Annotated in this window: 15 protein-coding genes; 11 read left to right on the top strand and 4 right to left on the bottom strand. The window is 65.7% G+C overall.

The window, feature by feature from the left end; all coding sequences use genetic code 11:
- Nucleotides 1-145: 145 nt before the first annotated feature.
- The 3 genes from IE116_RS25840 to IE116_RS07695 all read right to left on the bottom strand — a co-directional run bounded on the left by IE116_RS25840 (nt 146) and on the right by IE116_RS07695 (nt 3121).
- Entirely contained in the window at nt 146-1615 is a 1470-nt protein-coding gene (locus IE116_RS25840) for a YsnF/AvaK domain-containing protein (RefSeq protein WP_229828048.1), read from the bottom strand.
- A gap of 59 nt (nt 1616-1674) precedes the next feature.
- Nucleotides 1675-2148, bottom strand: a complete 474-nt coding sequence (locus IE116_RS07700; protein WP_189611256.1) for a YsnF/AvaK domain-containing protein — start codon at nt 2146-2148, stop codon at nt 1675-1677.
- A gap of 94 nt (nt 2149-2242) precedes the next feature.
- Nucleotides 2243-3121: a LysR substrate-binding domain-containing protein gene (locus IE116_RS07695; RefSeq protein ID WP_189611255.1), complete on the bottom strand. Its 879-nt coding sequence runs from the start codon at nt 3119-3121 to the stop codon at nt 2243-2245.
- Nucleotides 3122-3322: 201 nt separating this feature from the next.
- Here IE116_RS07695 and IE116_RS07690 point away from each other — a divergent pair, with 201 nt between their 5' ends.
- Together IE116_RS07690 and IE116_RS07685 are read left to right on the top strand one after the other, a co-directional pair.
- Nucleotides 3323-4324, top strand: coding sequence for a Bug family tripartite tricarboxylate transporter substrate binding protein (locus IE116_RS07690; protein ID WP_229828047.1), 1002 nt, complete (start codon nt 3323-3325; stop codon nt 4322-4324).
- A gap of 14 nt (nt 4325-4338) precedes the next feature.
- Nucleotides 4339-5952 (top strand): gamma-glutamyltransferase family protein, encoded by a 1614-nt coding sequence (locus IE116_RS07685; RefSeq protein ID WP_229828046.1) that lies wholly within the window; start codon nt 4339-4341, stop codon nt 5950-5952.
- A gap of 8 nt (nt 5953-5960) precedes the next feature.
- On the opposite strand, the gene IE116_RS07680 is transcribed toward IE116_RS07685, so the two are convergent.
- On the bottom strand, nt 5961-6734 hold the full coding sequence (locus tag IE116_RS07680; RefSeq protein WP_189614501.1) for a TorF family putative porin: 774 nt from the start codon (nt 6732-6734) through the stop codon (nt 5961-5963).
- Nucleotides 6735-7033: 299 nt separating this feature from the next.
- Here IE116_RS07680 and kdpF point away from each other — a divergent pair, with 299 nt between their 5' ends.
- From kdpF to IE116_RS07635, 9 genes are all read left to right on the top strand, one after another.
- On the top strand, nt 7034-7123 hold the full coding sequence (kdpF, locus tag IE116_RS07675; protein ID WP_189611253.1) for a K(+)-transporting ATPase subunit F: 90 nt from the start codon (nt 7034-7036) through the stop codon (nt 7121-7123).
- The gene (kdpA, locus tag IE116_RS07670) at nt 7123-8901 is read left to right on the top strand and encodes a potassium-transporting ATPase subunit KdpA (RefSeq protein ID WP_189611251.1); all 1779 of its coding nucleotides are present in this window, start codon (nt 7123-7125) and stop codon (nt 8899-8901) included. Before kdpF ends, kdpA begins: the two co-directional genes overlap by 1 nt.
- A 16-nt stretch (nt 8902-8917) precedes the next feature.
- Nucleotides 8918-10996, top strand: a complete 2079-nt coding sequence (gene kdpB, locus IE116_RS07665; RefSeq protein WP_189611249.1) for a potassium-transporting ATPase subunit KdpB — start codon at nt 8918-8920, stop codon at nt 10994-10996.
- 9 nt (nt 10997-11005) lie between these two features.
- Nucleotides 11006-11599 (top strand): potassium-transporting ATPase subunit KdpC, encoded by a 594-nt coding sequence (kdpC, locus tag IE116_RS07660; RefSeq protein ID WP_189611247.1) that lies wholly within the window; start codon nt 11006-11008, stop codon nt 11597-11599.
- A complete protein-coding gene (locus IE116_RS07655; RefSeq protein ID WP_189611245.1) occupies nt 11596-14370 on the top strand; it encodes a DUF4118 domain-containing protein in 2775 nt (924 codons plus the stop codon). The genes kdpC and IE116_RS07655 overlap by 4 nt, the downstream gene beginning before the upstream one ends.
- Complete coding sequence (kdpE, locus tag IE116_RS07650) at nt 14370-15074, top strand: two-component system response regulator KdpE (RefSeq protein ID WP_189611243.1); 705 nt, start codon at nt 14370-14372, stop codon at nt 15072-15074. Before IE116_RS07655 ends, kdpE begins: the two co-directional genes overlap by 1 nt.
- An 84-nt stretch (nt 15075-15158) precedes the next feature.
- A complete protein-coding gene (locus IE116_RS07645) occupies nt 15159-15302 on the top strand; it encodes a hypothetical protein (RefSeq protein ID WP_189611240.1) in 144 nt (47 codons plus the stop codon).
- A gap of 175 nt (nt 15303-15477) precedes the next feature.
- On the top strand, nt 15478-16515 hold the full coding sequence (locus tag IE116_RS07640; RefSeq protein ID WP_189611238.1) for a YihY/virulence factor BrkB family protein: 1038 nt from the start codon (nt 15478-15480) through the stop codon (nt 16513-16515).
- A gap of 87 nt (nt 16516-16602) precedes the next feature.
- Nucleotides 16603-17454 carry a ParB N-terminal domain-containing protein gene (locus IE116_RS07635; protein ID WP_189611236.1) on the top strand — a complete coding sequence of 284 codons (852 nt, stop codon included), beginning with the start codon at nt 16603-16605 and terminating at the stop codon, nt 17452-17454.
- Nucleotides 17455-17608: the final 154 nt, after the last annotated feature.

Below are 17608 nucleotides of genomic sequence, written 5' to 3'. Positions count from 1 at the left end.
GATATCGGTCGCGGGTCAGGCCAAAGAGGTATTTGACCATGTTTGCCGCGCTCGGCCGCGTTGCCAGCTCTCAGTGAACCTGACAACGCGGCCAGACGCCGCGCCGTGTCTCCACACGCCGCGGTGTCGTCACTGCCTCGTCCCCTTACGGACGCGGCGTCTTCAGCGTGCCGTCGTTCTTGCCGTCGCCTTCCACACGCTCGACTTCCACTTCGGTGCCGCGCAGGGTGTCGTGGATGGTCTCGGTCCGCTGCGACGATTCCTTGCCCACCACCACTTCTTCGACCACGCGCGCGGTTTTCTGAATCACCGGTGTTTCGTCGGTTTCCTTGACCTCGACATAGGCTTCCTTGCGGTCGGCGTCCGTCGCCGGACGATCGACCGGACGGCGTTCGATTGATGCATGCTCTTCGCGCAGGGTGACGTCCTCGGTCACGGGGGTACTGGTCGTGCGCGTGTAGACACGATAGGCGCCGGTCTGCACCTTCCGCTTGCCGACGGCCAGTTCTTCCTCGATCACGGGCAAGGCCTCTTCGCCGGTGGCGCTGGTGTTGCGGCCGGACGCCAGATCATCGTCCAGATCGGAATCCAGCGGGCCCATGTCGGTACCCAGGCCTGTTGTGCCCATTCCCGTCCCGGTATCGACCGTGGAGGCGATCTCGCGGTTGGTGCCGATGCCGCCGCCCGTCGTGGTCGGTAAGCCCGACGCGGTGGTGGACCCCCCCCCTTCGGTACCCAGGCCAGTGCTCGCGCCCACGCCCGAACCGCTGCCCATGCCGCTGCCGGTTCCCATGCCCATGCCGGACGAGATGCCGGTGCCGGTGTCGTCGGACGCGGAACGGGCACCGGATGTCAGGCCAGCAGGCGAGCTGGCACCCGTTGTCGAGACAGTCCCCATGCCGCTGGTCGAGCCCATGCCGGCAGTGGATCCGATGCCCGAGGTGGATCCCATATCCGCACCCAGTCCCAGCGATGAACCGGCGCCAGGCTGCAGGGTGGATGGCGCATCGCGTTCCAGCATCGGATCCAGGTTGGCCTGGGACGAACTCACCGTGCGCCCGCCCGTGGAGGTTTCGGTGGAACTGAGCGTCTGACCCGCCGCCATCGCCCGCCCGGCGGGCATGTCCTGGCTGGCACCCTGGGTGCCTTCACCAAGGTGTCCGCCGGTGGTGCTGACCGTGGACTCATCCGTCCCGCCGACACGATAGGGTGTGTAGCCGGTGCTCTGCCATTGCGCCGCACGCTCATCAATATCGACTGCGCCCGCGTCATCAAGCACGCGCTTGACCCTGTCGAAGTCATCGTCGTCGCTCACTTCCACCGACACCAAGGCGCCGCCGCGGCGAATGGCCTCGTGATAATGGCTGAATTCGGCCGGGCGGTCGTTGTCGCCGACGAGGTTGGAAAAGAAGTGCTCGATGCGCGCAAAGAAGCCGTGCTGCGCATGCTCATGATCGCCCGATACATGAGTCGTGCCCTCCTCGGCAGGCGTGGTCCCTGTCTCTTGCGAGTGCAGCTGGATCGCAGTGCGCGAGATGCCGGCGTCGACGAGATCGCGTACGGCGTCGTCGGCGTCGGTCGTGTTGTCGAATGTACCGATAACGGTTTGAGTCATGAGTTCACCTTTTTGTGTATGGCCGCGGCTTTGCCACGGCATGTGTGATGGCGCGAGTATCAGCGTGTCTCCGGCGTGCTTGGAAGAGGGGGTTCAGGAACCCACTCGCCCGCAGGCCCGTGCCGGCGTTCCACGATTAATGTGTCCTTGCGGACCGGTACGGTATGGATTACCTCTTTTTCGACGTTGCGGCGCGTGATGTGGACCTCCTCTTTCAACATAAGGCGCATCTCGGTGACGGGGACGTATTCGAAGACGGGCACGATCCACGTGTCGCCAACCTGGCGGGGACCGTACTCGCTGTCTACGCGGCGGTTCTCGGGTACGTGGCGGACATCGACATGTTCGCTACGCAGGGTGACGGGCACATCGACAAAGTCCTCATGAACGACTTTGCGCACGCGGACCGCGCCGGTCTCGTGTTGTGTCGCACTGACGGTGACCTGTTCCTCGACCACTGACAGCCGCACCGGCGCGCCGTCGGTGACGACGTGGAGCGGTTCTGCTGGCAGCGGGGGCTGGCGGTCGGACATGCGTGACTCCTGGTGGTCGCCAGCCGGCTTGCGCAAACACTGCAACGGCGTGGTTCAGGGATGCTTCGCAATCACTGTTCCCGATGCTGAACAGTCACGCCATGTCCTGCGCCATGAGTTCCCGCCCGACGGCCTGGATCACCGCCGACTTTGCCGCGTCACGCCACCGGACCAGTGCGATCTGCCGCGCCTCGGTCGCCGCCGGAATGGCCAGCACCCGCAGGCGCGGATCCTGGTGCCAGGCGCTGGCCCGTGGCAGGGGCAGGATGGACACCCCCAGCGACGAGCGGACCAGGTCGGCAATGGCTTCCAATGAATTGAGTTCCAGGAATTCGCTGGGCCGGACCCGTAGCCGGCGCAGGGTGCGTTCAACCAGTTGCCCGGTCTGCTCCTGCCGGTCAAACCGGATGAAGGGATAGTGTTCGAGCAGCACCTTGATGTTGGTTTCGCGGGAGTCGGGCGGCGCGATCAGGGCCATGGGTTCCGCATACAGCGACTGCCATACCAGGGTCGGCTGGCTCTGACCCGGGTCGCGCACCAGAACGGCGCAGTCCAGTTTGCCGGCGTCCACCTGCGCGACGAGTTCGGCCGATTTGGCGGCGGACACGTGCAGGTCCAGCCCCGGATGCCGTTGCTTCAATGACAAGGTCGCCCGAAGCAGCCGGGGCAGGGCCGACACGATGGCGCCCAGATGCACGGTCCCGCTCATGGGTTCGGGCGCATCGGGGTTTTCGAGCATCTGGCCGTACAGGCTGATCATCTGGCGCGCGAGCGGAAGCAGGGCCCGGCCATGGTCGTTGAGAACGACAACTTTTCCTTCGCGCGTGAAAAGTTTGCGTTTGAGGTCGTCTTCCAGTGTGCGCATCTGCAGTCCGACAGCGGCCTGGGTCAGGGCGACCCGATGGGCCGCACCGGTAAACGATCCTTCAGCCGCAACAGCCAGGAAGGTCCGGAAGAGACGGATGCTGGACATGGGGCTCCCTTGTATGACATGCACCAAAACGGAAATCTGTTGAAAGTTTTCCTTTCGTTACTCTAAAGCAATATTCGCTTTCCTTTGGTGAAAACGGCTCGCACAATCCAGATCATGACGTCGGAAGGCACCTGGGACTGCGGTCCCGCCGTCCGCCAGCCAACCTGCCATCGAGCGACGAATCGCCAAGGAAGAAACACCATGATGTCGACCCTGTCTCCCCTGTCCTTTACCCGCCGCTCGCTGCTGGGCCTGGCGGTCCTTGCTACCACCACCTGGGGCGTCCAGGCCATTGCGGCTGACGCCTACCCGTCGCAGCCCCTGAAGATGGTGGTCGGCTTTGCAGCCGGCGGCGGCAACGATGTGATCGCGCGCATCATCGCCAAGGAGATGCAGCAGAGCATGGGCCAGACCATCGTGGTGGAAAACCGCGCCGGTGCAGGCGGCCTGATCGCCGCCGACGTGGTGGCCAAGGCGCAGCCCAATGGCTACACGCTGCTGCTCGGTTCGACCGGCAGCAACACCGTGGCCCCGTTGCTCGCCAGCAAGCTGAGCTTCGATCCGCGCAAGGACCTGGCGCCCGTGTCGCTGGTGGCCGAGTCGGGCAACGTGCTGCTGGTCAATGCCGGCGTGCCTGCCAACAGCGTGAAGGAATTGGTGGCGCTGGCCCGCAAGGATCCGGGCACGCTGAACTACGCATCGTCGGGCAATGGGTCGACGCTGCATCTGGCGGGCGCGCTGTTCGCCAAGCAGGCCAACGTCAACATCGTGCACGTGCCGTATCGCGGCAACTCGCAGGCCCTGACTGACGTCAGCGGCGGCCAGGTGCAGATGACGTTTTCGGGCATTCCGCCGGCACTGCAGTCGGCCAAGACCGGCCAGACCAAGATCCTGGCGGTGACCACCAAGGAACGGGTGAAGTCGCTGCCGAACATTCCGACCATCGCTGAAGCGGGCGTGCCGGGCTATGAATTTTCGACCTGGTATGCCGTGTTCACGACCGGTGGCACCGACCCCGCGATCGTCGAGCGGCTGGCCGCCGAGGTGAAGAAGGCCGTGGCCAAGCCTGACGTGCAGGCCATGCTGGCCGCGCAGGGCGTGGAGCCCTCGACCAACACGCCGGCACAGATGCGCCAGAAGATCGACACCGAACTGACCCAGTGGGGTCGCGACCTGAAGGCATTCGGCATTACTGCGCAATAAATCGGAAGCTCACCATGCAATTCAACTTTTCCAATCCGTATCCCTCGGCGCGCATTCCGGTGTTCGCCCGTAACGTGGTCTCGACGTCGCACCCGATGGCGTCGCAGGCCGGTCTGCGCATGCTGGCTGCCGGCGGCAATGCGGTCGACGCCGCGATCGCCACGGCGGCCTGCATGACGTTGCTCGAGCCGGTCAGCAACGGCCTGGGGTCGGATGCGTTCTGCATCTTGTGGGACGGCAAGGAATTGCATGGACTGAATGCGTCGGGCCGCTCGCCCCAGGCGTGGACGCCAGAGTATTTTTCGAAGAAGTATGGCGACGGCCAGACGACGCCGCCCAAGCGCGGCATCGATTCCGTAACGGTGCCGGGCGCGGTCAGCGCCTGGATGGCGCTGAGCGAACGGTTTGGCAAGCTGCCGTTCGCGGACCTGATGGCGCCTGCCATCGAGATCGCCGAACGGGGCTACCTGGTGCCGCCCGTGGTGCGCCAGAAGTGGGCGGCCGGCGCCGCGGAGCTCAAGGGCCAGCCAGGCTTTGCCCAGGCGTTCATGCCGTGGGGCCGCGCGCCCGATATCGGCGAACTGTTCCAGTTCAAGGCTGCGGCGCGCGCGTTGCGGTCGATTGCGGCCAGCAAGGGCAAGTCCTTCTATGAAGGCGACATTGCCGACGCGCTGGTGGCGTTGTCGAAAGAGTTGGGCGGTTCCCTGACGAAGCAGGACCTGGCCAACCATCGCGCCGATTGGGTCACGCCCATCTCGCGTGACTACCGTGGCTATACGCTGCACGAAATCCCGCCGAGCGGGCAGGGCATTGCCGCGCTGATCGCGCTCGGCATCCTTGACCAGTTCGACGTGGCCGAACACGGCGTGGATTCGGCCGAGACGCAGCACCTGATGATCGAGGCCATGAAGCTGGCCTTTGCCGACGTGTACGAATTCGTGGCCGACCCGGACCACATGCGGGTGACCGCGGCGCATCTGCTGGACGATGCGTATCTGGCTTCGCGCGCTAAGCTCATCGATCGCAACAAGGCGCAGGACTTCGGCTTCGGCAATCCCGTCAAGGGCGGCACCATCTACCTGACCGCGGCCGACGAAAGCGGCATGATGGTCAGCTTCATCCAGAGCAATTTCCAGGGCTTCGGGTCGGGCGTCGTCGAGCCCGAATTCGGCATCAGCCTGCAGAACCGCGGCTTCGGCTTCAATCTGGATCCAGCCAGCGCCAACGTGGTCGCGCCGGGCAAGCGCCCCTTCCACACCATCATCCCGGCCTTCCTGACGCAAGACGGCCAGCCGGTCATGAGCTTTGGCGTGATGGGCGGCAACATGCAGCCCCAAGGCCACATGCAGACCCTGGTGCGCATGCTGGACTACAAGCAGAACCCCCAGGCTGCGTGCGATGCGCCGCGCTGGCGCTACAACGCCGGGCTGGAGATCAACCTGGAAAGCGCCATGCCGGCCGACGTGGTGGCCGGGCTGGCTGCCCGGGGCCATCGCCCGGCGATCATCAATGATTCCTACCAGGACTTTGGCGCAGGGCAGTTCATCTGGAAGATGGGCGATCCGGCCACTCAAGGCTATGTCGCCGCCAGCGATCCGCGCCGCGACGGCGCAGCCGCGGGGTTCTGAGCTTCCGGTCAGAACGTCCTGGTCAGGCTGACCAGGACCATTCCCTTTCCCAGATAGCGGCCGCGCGTGTTCGTATACACGCCGCGGTCCGCATTCGTGTCGAGCCACCCGGCCGACAGCACCGTGCTTGCTCCCAGGTCTTTCGACAGCCCCACCCGCCAGTCGGTGTACGACGCGGCCGACAGGTTGTGCACCCATTGGTGGCCCACGTGGGCGGTGGCGGTCACGCCCCATACACCCGTATCCATCGTTCCGGTCAGATCCGCATAGCCACTGTTCCGGGTGTCGGCAAAGCCGAACAGATTGGTCAGCGCATGCGAGTACTTGAACACCACGGGCCCCGCGCCAACGCTGGCATAGACCTCGGTCGTGTCCGGCGACGTGAAGCCGTCCGGGCGGCTGCCCGGGTAGGCATATTGCAGCACCCCCACATCCCAGGCGACCGGTCCGGTCGTGGTCTTGTAGCCGCCGTAGAAGTCCATTTCCAGTGACGACGAGACGTCGGGGTTTGAGTCCGCCAGCCAGCTGATGTTGCTGTTCCAGTTGCCGACATAGAAGCCGCTGGCATGCAACAGGTCGAAGCCGCCTTGCAGTGCCGGACGGCCATTGGTCTGGCCGATGCCGCGGTAGCGGTATTCATTGGCCAGCGCCACATTTGCGGTCACGGTCACCTCGTTGGCAAACGTGGCAACTTTGGGCAAAAAACCGGTGTCAGGGGACTGCGCAGCGGCGTTCGCGCCCAGGCTGCCCAGCAGACACGCAAGCAGTGCGGGTCGGGTCATCATCGAAAACATCCTTGTGGTCGGTGCGCCGGGAACCAGTGCCCGGGCTGACGACACAGTAGGGACTCGCGTGCAAAAAAGCTGTCAAGACGGCGCGTCTTTACGCTTTCTTGATACGTCCTGCCCGGCTTTCTACACCGATTTGACGTGCATGTGCCTACGCTGGAGGCCTCGTCAAGACATCGGTATGAGGCATGTATGGATCTGATTTTTCTGGCCCTGACAGCAGGCCTGTTCGGCCTCGCGCTGGGCCTTGTCGCGCTATGCGACCGGCTGGGCGTCCGCACCGAAGGACGTCCATGAACGTGCTGATGATCGTGAGCGGCGTGCTTGCCGCGGGCCTGTTCATCTACCTGCTGGTGGCCCTGTTCCGCGCGGAGGACTTTTGATGACTTTCGCAACCAACTCGTTGACGACCACAACGATCGGGTCCTTGGTCACCGGCCAGTCCTGGATGCTGCTGGCCGTGTTTCTTGGGGTCCTGTTCGTGGCTGCGTGGCCCTTGGGACTGTGGCTGACACGCGTGGCCGACGGGCGCTTTCCGGCGCCACTGTCACGCGGCGCCCGCATGGAACGCGGCCTGTTCCGTCTGGCCGGCGTCGACGTCGCGCAGGGCATGGGCTGGAAGACCTACGCCCTGGCGCTGCTGGTCTTCAACCTGATCGGCGTGCTGGTGGTGTACGGCCTGCAGCGGTTCCAGCTGTCCTTGCCGCTGAACCCGCAAGGCTTGCCAGCCGTCAGTGCCGACTCGGCGTTCAACACCGCCATCAGCTTTGCCAGCAACACCAACTGGCAGGGCTATTCGGGCGAAGCCACGATGAGCTACCTGACCCAGATGCTGGCGCTGACCGTGCAGAACTTCCTGTCCGCCGCGACCGGCATTGCCGTGGTCTTCGCGTTCATTCGTGGCCTTGCCGCGCGGTCCAGCGCGTCGCTGGGCAACGCCTGGGTCGACCTGACCCGCGTCACGCTCTATGTGCTGCTGCCGCTGTCGATCGCGTTTGCGCTGTTCCTGACCAGCCAGGGCGTGGTGCAGAACCTGGATGCCTACCTGCCCGTCACGACACTGCAAGGCGGTGCCGATGCCATGCAGTCGATTGCCATGGGGCCCGTCGCGTCGCAGGAAGCCATCAAGATGCTGGGGACCAATGGGGGCGGTTTCTTCAATGCCAATTCGGCGCACCCCTTCGAGAACCCCACGGCGTTGACCAACCTCTTGCAGATGCTGTCCATCTTTCTGATCCCGACGGCCTTGTGCGTCATGTTCGGCAAGTTGGTCGGTGACCTTCGCCAGGCGGGGGCCCTGCTTGCCGCCATGACCTTGATCTTCCTGATCGTGGCCACGGGCACCATCGCTTCCGAGCAGCAGGGCAATCCGCTGATCGCCGCGCTGGGCGTCGACCAGGCCCATGGCATGAGCCAGTCGGGCGGCAATATGGAAGGCAAGGAAACACGCTTCGGCATCGGTGCATCCGCGCTGTTTGCGACGGTGACGACGGCGGCCTCGTGTGGTGCGGTCAATGCCATGCATGACTCGTTCACGCCGCTTGGTGGCATGGGGCCGATGGTGCTGATGCAGCTGGGTGAGGTGGTGTTCGGTGGTGTCGGCACGGGCCTGTACGGCATGTTGGTGGTCGCGCTGGTCGCCGTGTTCCTGGCGGGGCTGATGATAGGCCGCACGCCGGAATACCTGGGCAAGAAGATCGAGCCCTTCGAGATGAAGATGGCCGCGATCGCGCTGCTGGCCGCGCCGATCCTGACGCTGGCCGGCACCGCATTGGCCGGCGTGCATCCGGAGGGTCTGGCCGGCCTGGCCAATCCGGGGCCACATGGCTTTTCCGAGATGCTGTATGCGCTGACCTCGGGCGCCAACAACAACGGCAGCGCGTTCGCCGGACTGTCGGCCAACACGCCGTTCTACAACACACTGCAGGGCGTGGCGATGTGGTTCGGGCGCTTTGCCGTCATCGTTGCCGTGCTTGCGCTGGCAGGGTCGCTGGCCGCCAAGAAACGCGTGCCCGTCACGGCAGGCACCTTGCCTACCCACGGCCCCCTGTTCGTGACGCTGCTGGTGGGCACCGTGGTGCTGATCGGCCTGCTCAATTTCGTTCCGGCGCTCGCCCTCGGGCCGATCGTCGAACACCTCATGCTCTATCCCGGCCACTGAGGAACCCGAGACTTCCATGACACGACATTCTTTTTCCCTCTGGGATCCGGTGCTGGCCGCCGGCGCGGTCAAGGCCGCGTTCATCAAGCTCGACCCCCGCGTGCAGTGGCGCAATCCGGTCATGTTCGTGGTCTACGTCGGCAGCCTGCTGACAACCGCGTTGTGGCTGCAGGCGCTGTTTGGCCAGGGCGAAGCACCGGCCGGGTTCATCCTCGCCATCACCGCCTGGCTGTGGTTCACCGTGCTGTTCGCCAACTTTGCCGAAGCCATGGCCGAAGGGCGCAGCAAGGCGCAGGCGGCATCGCTGCGCGGGCTCAAACAAAGTACCGTGGCCAAGAAGCTGGCGCGGCCCGATCGTGCCGGTGGCTGGCGCGACGTGCCCTCCACCGACCTGCGCAAGGGCGACCTGGTGCTGGTGCAAGCCGGCGACCTGGTGCCGGTCGATGGCGAGGTGCTGGACGGCGTGGCCTCGGTCGATGAAAGCGCGATCACGGGCGAGTCGGCGCCGGTGATCCGCGAATCGGGGGGTGATTTCTCGGCGGTAACGGGCGGCACCCGCGTGCTGTCCGACTGGTTGATCGTGCGCGTCGCGGTCAATCCGGGCGAAGCCTTCCTGGACCGCATGATCGCCATGGTCGAAAACGCCAAGCGCCAGAAGACGCCCAACGAGATCGCGCTGACGATTCTGCTGGTGGCGTTGACGCTGGTCTTCCTCGTCGTCACGGTCACCTTGCTGCCTTTCTCGTATTACGCGGTGGCGTCCTCGGGTGCAGGGGCTGTCGTGACGATCACCGCACTGGTGTCGCTGCTGGTTTGCTTGATTCCGACAACTATTGGCGGGCTGCTGTCGGCCATCGGCGTGGCTGGCATGAGCCGCATGATGCAGGCCAATGTGATCGCCACATCGGGCCGCGCGGTCGAAGCCGCCGGCGATGTGGACGTGCTGCTGCTCGACAAGACCGGCACCATCACGCTGGGCAACCGGCAGGCGTCTGCCTTTGTGCCGGCCGCTGGTGTATCTGAACAGGCGCTGGCCGACCTGGCGCAACTGGCATCGCTTGCCGACGAAACGCCCGAAGGCCGCAGCATTGCCGTGCTCGCCAAGCAGCGCTTCAACGTCCGCGAACGCGACATGGCTTCTCTGTCGGCGACCTTCGTGCCGTTCACCGCGCAGACCCGCATGAGCGGCATCGACCTGGCCGGGGAGGGCGGTGCACGCCAGATCCGCAAGGGCTCGTCGCAGGCCGTGCGCCAGCATATCGAGGCGCTGGGCGGGACCTTCCCTGCCGACGTGCAGGCTGCGGTGGACGCTGCCGCGCGCAACGGCAGCACGCCGCTGGTCGTGACCGATGGCCGCGAGGTCAAGGGCATGGTGGAACTCAAGGACATCGTGAAGGGCGGCATCAAGGAACGCTTCGCCGAGCTGCGCCGCATGGGCATCAAGACGGTGATGATCACGGGTGACAACCGGCTGACCGCGGCCGCCATTGCCGCCGAAGCCGGTGTGGATGACTTCCTGGCCGAAGCGACACCCGAGGCCAAGCTCAAGCTGATCCGCGACTATCAGTCCGAAGGCCGCCTGGTGGCGATGACGGGCGACGGCACCAACGATGCGCCGGCGCTGGCCCAGGCCGACGTGGCGGTCGCGATGAACACGGGCACGCAGGCCGCAAAAGAGGCGGGCAACATGGTCGACCTGGATTCGAACCCGACCAAGCTTCTGGAAATCGTTGAGACCGGCAAGCAGTTGCTGATGACCCGGGGTGCGCTGACGACGTTCTCGACCGCCAACGACGTGGCCAAGTTCTTTGCAATCATTCCGGCCGCGTTCGTCGCCACCTATCCGCAACTGAGCGCGCTCAACGTCATGGGACTGGCCAGCCCGTCGTCCGCCATTTTGTCGGCCGTGATCTTCAACGCCGTCATCATCGTGGCGCTGATTCCGCTCGCCCTGCGCGGCGTGGCGTATCGCGCGGTGGGCGCCAACGCCCTGCTGCGCCGCAATCTGCTGGTGTACGGCCTGGGTGGCCTGATTGCACCCTTCGTTGGCATCAAGCTGATCGACATGGCGCTGGTCGCCCTTCATCTCGTCTAAGGAATTTCCATGCGCCAACTTCTGCGTCCTGCCCTGACCCTGTTCGTGCTGCTGTCGGTGATCACCGGCCTGATCTACCCGTGGCTGTTGACCCGCGCCGGCAGCGCGCTGTTTCCCGACCAGGCGCAGGGCAGCCTGGTGCGGCACGAAGGCAAGGTGATCGGCTCGTCGCTGATCGGCCAATCCTTTACCGATCCCGGCCTGTTCTGGGGCCGTCCGTCGGCCACCGCGCCCACGCCCTACAACCCGGCGGCGTCGTCGGGGTCCAACCTTGGCCCGACCAATCCCGCATTGATCACGGCCATCCAGGGCCGCATCGATGCCCTCAAGGCGGCCGATCCGTCCAATACGCTGCCCGTGCCGGTGGACCTGGTGACCGCGTCGGCCAGTGGTCTCGATCCGCATATCAGCGTGGCGGGCGCCTATTACCAGGTCGGCCGGGTGGCGGCGGCGCGCGGCATGTCGGCCAGCGCGGTCCGCGCACTGGTGGAAAGTCATCAGGACGCGCGACAATGGGGCTTCCTGGGTGAGCCGCGCGTCAATGTGCTGGCCTTGAACCTGGCCTTGCTTGCATCCACCGCTTCCCCCGTCAAGGCGAAATGACCGCTGCCCGTCCCGATCCCGACCAGTTGCTCGACCGCCTGCGCGGCGACGCACTGCGCGCGGGCCGAGGGCATCTGCGCATCTACATTGGCGCGTCGGCGGGGGCGGGCAAGACCTGTGCGATGCTGGCAGCGGCCCATGACGCCGTGGCCAAAGGGGTGGACGTGGTGATCGGCGTGGTCGAAACGCATGGCCGCGCCGACACCGCCGCCCGCGTCGAAGGCCTGGCGCGGCTGCCACTGCGCACCGTGACGCACCGTGGGCGCGACCTGGCCGAGTTCGATCTGGACGCCGCGCTGGCGCGCCGGCCGGGGCTGCTGCTGGTGGACGAACTGGCGCATTCGAACGCACCGGGGTCGCGGCACCCCAAACGCTGGCAGGATGTCGAGGACGTGCTGGCCGCCGGCATCGATGTGCTGAGCACGCTCAATATTCAACACCTCGAAAGCCTGAATGACGTGGTAGCCGGCATCGTCGGAATCCGGGTGCAGGAAACGCTGCCCGACTCGGTGTTCGACAACGCCGACGACGTGGTGATGGTGGATGTACCCGCCGACGAACTGCTCGCGCGGCTCAAGGCCGGCAAGGTCTATGTCGCGCCGCAAGCCGAGCGCGCGGCGCAGCACTTCTTTCGCAAGGGCAATCTGATCGCGCTGCGTGAACTGGCGCTGCGCCGCATGGCCGATCGCATGCAGGGCGACGTGCAGGACTATCGCGATGCCCAATCGATCCGCGACGTCTGGCGCACGCAAGAAGCGTTGCTGGCCTGCATTGGGCCCGGTCCCGAGGGCGAGCATGTGGCGCGCAGCGCGGCCCGGCTGGCGGGTCGGCTCAACATCACGTGGCATGCCGTGTACGTCGAGACACCCGCCTTGCAGCATGCCCCCCGTGCCAAGCGCATGCAGGTACTGTCCACGCTGCACCTTGCCGAGACACTGTCGGCTACGACCGCCGTGCTGACCGGCGCCGACGTTGCCCACGTGCTGGTCGACTATGCGCGTGAACACAATCTGTCCACGCTGGTGATGGGGCCGGCGCGGCCCCGGGGCCTGTCCTTCTGGTTGCGCGCAGGGCAGAGCGGGCGCGCTGCCGGCCACGCGCCGTGGCGCTCAGTAGCGAGCGCCGTGTCGCGCTGCGGCGCCGACCTGGACGTGATCCGGATCGGCGCGGCGCGCAGCGACACCCCCGGGAGTCCTGGCACGGCCACGCGCGTGACGCGATCGATGGCGCTGCGCGCCACCGGGTCCCCATCGGCCCGGCGCCGCTGGACCGCCTATCTGTGGCCGGTGCTGGGCGCGGTGATCGCGACCGCCTGCCTGCAGCCGCTGTCGGACCTGCTGGAGCCGACCAATATCGCGATGCTGTTCCTGCTGGGGGTAGTAGGGGTCGCCGTGCGCCACGGGCGCGGGCCGGCCGCACTGGCCGCGCTGCTGAATGTCGCGGCCTTCGACCTGTTTTTCATCCCGCCCATCCTGTCGTTCACGGTCAACGACGCGCAGTATGTGTTGACCTTTGGCGTCATGCTGGCGGTCGGGCTGGTTGTCGGGCAACTGACGGCGGGGCTGCGCTTCCAGGCCCGCATCGCCGCCCATCGCGAAACGCGCGCCCGCAAGCTGTTCGAATTTGCGCGTGATCTGTCGGGCGCCTTGCAGCGTGAGCAGGTGGTCGAGTCGACCGGCAGCACGCTGTCGTCGGCCTTCGGCAGCCAGGTGGTGCTGCTCCTGCCCGGCAGCGATGATGCGTTGGTGATGCCCGCCAACGCGCCCGGCGACCTGGATCCGGGCATCGCCCAGTGGGCCTGCGACCAGGATAGACAGGCAGGCCTGGGCACCGATACCTTGCCCGCCAGTGCGTTCCGCTACGTGCCGCTGCGCGCGCCCATGCGCATTCGCGGCGTGCTGGCCATCCGCCCCGAAGACCCCCGCTGGCTGATGATCCCCGAGCAGCAACGCCAGCTGGATACGTTTGCGAGCCTGATCGCCATCGCACTGGAACGGGTGCACTATGCCGACGTGGCGCGCCAGACCCAGGTCGGCATGGAAGCCGAACGCCTGCGCAATTCCTTGCTGTCGGCCATGTCGCATGACATCCGCACGCCCCTGACGGTGCTGGCCGGTCTGGCCGAATCGCTGGCAACCGTGCCACCGGCCTTGTCACCGGATCAACAGGAACAGGTGCACGCCATTCGCATTGAAGTCATGCACATGAGCACGCTGGTCGCCAACCTGCTCGACATGGCCCGCATCCAGAGCGGCGCGATCACCTTGCGGCGCGAATGGCAGTCGCTGGAGGAAATCGTCGGCACGGCGATCCAGTCCGTGCGGCGCCAGCTGGGTCCGCGAACCGTCGCGGTCAGCTTGCCCGCCGATCTGCCCCTGGTCCGGTTCGATGCCGTCCTGATCGAACGCGTACTGGCGAATCTGCTGGAGAACGCCGCAAAGTACACCCCATCCACCACCCGCATCACCTTGTCGGCGTCCTGCGTGGGCAAAGACCTGCGCGTGACGGTGGCCGACGATGGTCCCGGCCTGCCGCCGGGCCGCGCCGACCGCCTGTTCGACAAGTTCACGCGGGGCGATTCCGAGTCGGCCACGCCCGGCGTCGGACTTGGGCTGGCCATCTGCCGCGCGATCATCGACGCCCATGGCGGCCATATCTCTGCCGGCGCATCCCCCGAGGGCGGCGCTGCGATGACCTTTACCTTGCCATTGGGTACGCCGCCGGTGATCGATGCCGACGCCGAACTGCCCGTCTTGCCGGAAACCGCCTGATGTCCGAACCCCAGCCCACCGCGATCCTGATCGAAGACGAACCCCAGATCCGCCGCTTTGTGCGTGCCGCCCTGGAAGGGGAAGGGTGGAGCGTGGTCGAAGCAGACACCGTCAAACGCGGGCTGATCGACATCGGCACGCGGCGGCCCGACCTGGTGATCGTGGACCTGGGTCTGCCCGACGGGGATGGCGCCGAATTGATCCGCGATGTGCGCAACTGGTCGTCGGTGCCGGTGATCGTGCTGTCGGCCCGCGCCGACGAAACCGACAAGGTCAAGGCGCTGGACGCCGGCGCCGACGATTACCTGGTCAAACCGTTTGGCGTGGCCGAACTGATGGCCCGGGTGCGGGCGAACCTGCGACGCTCGCGCAGCGACAGAACGGCCTCGCCCGTATTCACCTTCGGCAATGTCGAGGTCGATCAAGGCGCGCGTATCGTGCGCAAGGCCGGCGCCGAAGTGCACCTGACGCCAATCGAATACCGGCTGCTGGGCGTGCTGATTGCCAATGTCGGCCGGGTGATGACGCACCAACAATTGCTGCGCGCCGTGTGGGGGCCGGGCCGGTCCGACAGCAGCCACTACCTGCGCGTGTACATGGGACACTTGCGGCAGAAACTGGAAGACGACGCCGCGCAGCCGCGCCATATCCTGACCGAGACGGCCGTCGGTTACCGGCTGGTCGAAGACGCGGCCGGTCACTGACAGTTGCATCACCAGGCGGCCGCGGCACGCTGCCCGTGGCACCCTACACAATTGACAAGACCGGCAAACCTGACCGGAGGCCCCATGAAACCTGTCCTGCTATCCCTGTTCGTTCTGGCGCTGTGCACGGCGTGCCAGTCCTATCCCCGCACGCCCAACGAGCCGTCCAGCCAGAGCGGCATTCAGGTCTATGGTCTCGTCGATGTCGGCGTGACATCCAACCGCTGACCGCCTTTGATGCGGCAGCCGCAGCGCATCATTCCGCCGGTCTAGACCGCACCACCGACTTGACCTGAGTCGCTGTCAACCCTGTTTGCCTACCCGACAGGAATGCATTTTGCTGATGCGCTGGTGATTTGTCTTTATCCACTCACCACCGGCCGCGCCGGCAAATGGGCAGCGCATGTTCAAACGTTTTTTCGTCCTCGCCAAGAAATCGGTCAATGCATGGGTGGACGACTACGCACCCAGTATGGGCGCCGCCATTTCCTACTACACCGTCTTTTCGATGGCGCCCTTGCTCATCATCGTGCTGTCGGTGGCCGGCTTCATCTGGGGACGTGAAGCCGTCGAAGGGCAGTTGTATGGCCAATTGACATCGATGATCGGTACCGAAGGCGCTGCTGGCGTGCAAAGCCTGATTGCCAGCGCCGACAAGCCCGCGGCGGGCATCGTCGCCACCATCATCAGCGTGGCCGTCCTCATCTTCGGTGCCACCACGGTATTTGCCGAACTGCAGAGCGCGCTCGACCGCATCTGGCAGGTGCCTGAAGACCAGAAGCAAAGCGGCATCCTGTCCACCATTCGCGCCCGCCTGCTTTCCTTCGGCCTGGTCTTGTGCCTGGCCTTCCTGCTCATGGTGTCACTCGTGCTCAGCGCCGGGTTGGCGGCGGTCGGCAGCTACGCCACGGACCTCTTCCCGGGTTGGGAAGTGCTCATGCGCCTGCTGAACATGGCAGTGTCGCTGGCGGTCACGACCGTGTTGTTCGCGCTGATTTTCAAGATGATGCCGCAGGCCAAGATCGCCTGGCGCGACGTTTGGGTCGGCGCCTTCGTCACGGCGGTGCTGTTTGAAGTGGGCAAGCTGTTGATCGGCCTGTACATCGGCAAGAGCTCGGTTACCTCGTCGTTTGCGGCCGCGGGATCGCTGGTGATCGTGCTGCTCTGGGTGTATTACGCGGCGCAGGTGTTCCTGCTCGGCGCGGAATTCACCTGGGTCTATGCCAACGAGCACGGGTCCCGCGCCAACGAAGGCGTGGATACCGACACCGGCAAGCAGACCAATCTGCCCCCGAGCAAATCGGGTGACGCCGAAGGCGACGCCGCCAGCAACACTGGCAACGCCAACAACGCCAGGCCCGCCGCCATTCCGGCCGTACAGCCCTTGATGCCGCGCCTGGCGTCGCGCAAGCAGATGCCGTACCGCCGCAGCCCGACCTGACCTTCGCCGCCCCCAGGCGGCGGTTGGTATCATGGCCGCCCGCCCGCACGGCTGTCGCCGCGGGCGGGACTGCCATTTCAGGACACCATGACCATCAAGATCAACGACGAACTGCGCGCCTATATCGACCCGCTGACCCCCGACGAATACGATTCACTGGAGCGCAGTCTGCTGGCCGAAGGCTGCCGCGACGCGCTGGTGCTGTGGGGCGACCTGCTGGTGGACGGCCACAACCGGTACGCCATCTGCACCAAGCACAACCTGCCTTTCCAGACGATCCAGAACGAACGGTTTACCAGCATCGATGACGTCCACCTGTGGATGATCGACAACCATCTGGGCCGCCGCAGCGTCTCGGACTTCCAGCGGGGCATTCTTGCCCTGCGCAAGAAGGACATCGTGCTGGCCCGGGCCCGCGCGCTGGAAGAGGCCGCTGCCGCCGCTCAGGCGAGCAGTGATGCCGCCGCCGACGCCGAGACCTCGTCGCCGCCGCCCGTGCTGGCCACCCGCGAGTCGATTGCGAAAGCCGCGCGCGTCAGCAGCGCCACCATCGGCCAGATCGAAAAGATCCAGCGGGAAGCCGCGCCTGAACTGGTACAGGCCGTCAAGGCGGGCAACATCTCCATCAATGCGGCCGCGGCCGTGGCGACGCTGCCGGTTGATGCCCAGCAGGCTGCCGTTGCCGGCGGGCGCAAGGAATTGCGGGAAGCTGCCCGCCTGGTCCGTGAGCAGAAGGCAGCGGCCCGGCCGCCCAAGGCGCCGAAGGAAGAGGGCGCCGAGGGCGACGCCAAGGCAGCCGGTCCGGCCACCGATAGCGAGCATGCGCGCCTGCTGGAGAAAATCGCCACGCTGGAAGAGGAGAACGCCAAGTTGCGCCGGCAGGTCGTCGGCCTGACGACCGCGCTGGAGACGGCGCGCCGCGAGGCGGGCGGCGGCTGATCTTCCACGTTTCGTCCTGTCCTGACGCTGTATACAGGACACGACGGGAAGCCTTCAGACACCCGTGCAGCCGCGGTGTTTGGAATGCGTGGATCCCAAATGACGGTAATTAGCTGGTCGGAACTAGGGGATTTCCCTTGCTTCGCAACCGTCT

The sequence above is a fragment of the Pigmentiphaga litoralis genome (genome assembly GCF_014651835.1).
Taxonomy (GTDB): Bacteria; Pseudomonadota; Gammaproteobacteria; order Burkholderiales; family Burkholderiaceae_B; genus Pigmentiphaga; species Pigmentiphaga litoralis.
Note: the sequence above shows the minus strand (reverse complement) of the source record. Positions and strands in the feature narration are given on the sequence as shown.

Bases quoted from the DNA above. Each gene is read 5' to 3' on its own strand.
- IE116_RS25840 (WP_229828048.1), bottom strand. From the start codon at position 1,615: ATGACTCAAACCGTTATCGGTACATTCGACAACACGACCGACGCCGAC.
- IE116_RS07700 (WP_189611256.1), bottom strand. From the start codon at position 2,148: ATGTCCGACCGCCAGCCCCCGCTGCCAGCAGAACCGCTCCACGTCGTC.
- IE116_RS07695 (WP_189611255.1), bottom strand. From the start codon at position 3,121: ATGTCCAGCATCCGTCTCTTCCGGACCTTCCTGGCTGTTGCGGCTGAA.
- IE116_RS07690 (WP_229828047.1), top strand. From the start codon at position 3,323: ATGATGTCGACCCTGTCTCCCCTGTCCTTTACCCGCCGCTCGCTGCTG.
- IE116_RS07685 (WP_229828046.1), top strand. From the start codon at position 4,339: ATGCAATTCAACTTTTCCAATCCGTATCCCTCGGCGCGCATTCCGGTG.
- IE116_RS07680 (WP_189614501.1), bottom strand. From the start codon at position 6,734: ATGACCCGACCCGCACTGCTTGCGTGTCTGCTGGGCAGCCTGGGCGCG.
- kdpF (WP_189611253.1), top strand. From the start codon at position 7,034: ATGAACGTGCTGATGATCGTGAGCGGCGTGCTTGCCGCGGGCCTGTTC.
- kdpA (WP_189611251.1), top strand. From the start codon at position 7,123: ATGACTTTCGCAACCAACTCGTTGACGACCACAACGATCGGGTCCTTG.
- kdpB (WP_189611249.1), top strand. From the start codon at position 8,918: ATGACACGACATTCTTTTTCCCTCTGGGATCCGGTGCTGGCCGCCGGC.
- kdpC (WP_189611247.1), top strand. From the start codon at position 11,006: ATGCGCCAACTTCTGCGTCCTGCCCTGACCCTGTTCGTGCTGCTGTCG.
- IE116_RS07655 (WP_189611245.1), top strand. From the start codon at position 11,596: ATGACCGCTGCCCGTCCCGATCCCGACCAGTTGCTCGACCGCCTGCGC.
- kdpE (WP_189611243.1), top strand. From the start codon at position 14,370: ATGTCCGAACCCCAGCCCACCGCGATCCTGATCGAAGACGAACCCCAG.
- IE116_RS07645 (WP_189611240.1), top strand. From the start codon at position 15,159: ATGAAACCTGTCCTGCTATCCCTGTTCGTTCTGGCGCTGTGCACGGCG.
- IE116_RS07640 (WP_189611238.1), top strand. From the start codon at position 15,478: ATGTTCAAACGTTTTTTCGTCCTCGCCAAGAAATCGGTCAATGCATGG.
- IE116_RS07635 (WP_189611236.1), top strand. From the start codon at position 16,603: ATGACCATCAAGATCAACGACGAACTGCGCGCCTATATCGACCCGCTG.